Annotated in this window: 3 protein-coding genes; 2 read left to right on the top strand and 1 reads right to left on the bottom strand. The window is 22.7% G+C overall.

Annotated elements, in window-relative coordinates; genetic code table 11:
* Both HALO113_RS16215 and HALO113_RS16210 read left to right on the top strand, forming a co-directional pair.
* The coding region (locus HALO113_RS16215) for a hypothetical protein (RefSeq protein ID WP_236554774.1) at positions 1 to 506 on the top strand (506 nt) is incomplete at its 5' end.
* Between the two features lie 125 nt (positions 507 to 631).
* Positions 632 to 787, top strand: coding sequence for a hypothetical protein (locus HALO113_RS16210; RefSeq protein WP_159780184.1), 156 nt, complete (start codon positions 632 to 634; stop codon positions 785 to 787).
* Between the two features lie 3 nt (positions 788 to 790).
* Here HALO113_RS16210 and HALO113_RS16205 read toward each other — a convergent pair whose 3' ends face one another.
* A complete protein-coding gene (locus HALO113_RS16205) occupies positions 791 to 1,174 on the bottom strand; it encodes a helix-turn-helix domain-containing protein (RefSeq protein ID WP_159780183.1) in 384 nt (127 codons plus the stop codon).
* Positions 1,175 to 1,377: the final 203 nt, after the last annotated feature.

The raw sequence follows: 1,377 nt of genomic DNA, 5'->3' as shown, positions 1-1,377 counted from the left end.
GTGGAAAAACACATCTCAAAACTGTCAATAAGATGAAAATAATACTAATATTTTTTATTGCTTTTTTTTCAAACGAAATATACTGTCAATCTTTAGAATCAATAAAAAAAGCAGATACTATTTACATATATTTTGATCATAGTGAATTTCAAAATTTAAAAGGTCCTGATATTAATAGTATAAAAATTTTAGAAGAAAAGAGAAATTATGAAATTAAATTTGATAATTCAAATTATGTTAATTTTAAAGAAGCTAAGTATTTAGATTTTGACAGAGTTGAAGAAAAAAAAGTATCAGATATTAAAATTAAGAAAAAAAACTTTTTAAGAAAGAATAAACATATAATTATTGATATTAATTTTATCAAAAAATATGGTTTAAAAATGGTTTTTTTTCTAATTTATTACAAAAAGATTTATTTGATTGACAAGAAAGAAATAACAAAAAACAATGTCATATTAAAAGAAGTAGCATTGCATCGATATAGTTATTCATTTGAAGAGTGAAAATGAAAATATTAATCGGCTTAGTAGTGTAAATAATATAGATTAAAGGTTAGTAATATTTACTATCCTTTTTTTTAATAAAATAGTTTGAAAACTAATTACAATTTGAAGCACTATAACATAAATTGTGGGTAACCACACAAATAAAATGCAATTACCATCCAGTTATAAATGAAAAAGACATCCTCATTAAGTATTATCCATTAGAAATTGTAGAATCTTTTGAAGGTTTAGAAGGACAAATTACAACTTATACACTTGATAAAATTAGTATAAAGTAAAAACTACTTCTTCAACAAATTTTCCAACTCCTTTATTTTAGCGTCTTTTTCTTTAATTTCAGTAACTAAAGCTTGTAATTGCTCAATTAAATTTTCAGGAAAATTATAAATAGGCGCATAATTATTACCTACAACTCCACCTTCATTGGTTTTAACCTTATTAACTTGCTTATTTTCGGTAAAATAACTAAAATCCACATCAAATTCTTTACATACTTTATCCATTAAAGCAAAATCTATTTTTTGGGTTTGTCCACTTTCTATATTACTTAAAGTTGTTTGGGCAATACCTAGCTTGTGGGCTAGTTCGGGTTGTGATAATTTATGTTGTTCTCTTAACCTTTTTATTTTTATACCTACTTCCATAATTACTTGTTTTTTTAGCATTTTATTTAAAAATGAATAGCATTTACAAATATAATTTTTAATTTTTGCATAGAAATTATTTTACTCTTATTTTTAGATATGTTCTATTTTTAAAATCATATTATGAATATTCTTTTACTTAATAAAAAAATGTGTTGTTATTTATATGCGTTATCTTTTTCTGTAGCCTTACTGCACAAAAATTTTACTGCATTATAAAGTAC

Source organism: Flavobacterium sp. 9AF, assembly GCF_902506265.1.
In the GTDB taxonomy this organism is placed as follows: domain Bacteria; phylum Bacteroidota; class Bacteroidia; order Flavobacteriales; family Flavobacteriaceae; genus Flavobacterium.
The sequence above is the reverse complement of the archived record's forward strand: the minus strand, read 5'-3'. Positions and strand labels throughout refer to the sequence as shown.

Bases quoted from the DNA above. Each gene is read 5' to 3' on its own strand.
- HALO113_RS16205 (WP_159780183.1), bottom strand. From the start codon at position 1,174: ATGCTAAAAAAACAAGTAATTATGGAAGTAGGTATAAAAATAAAAAGG.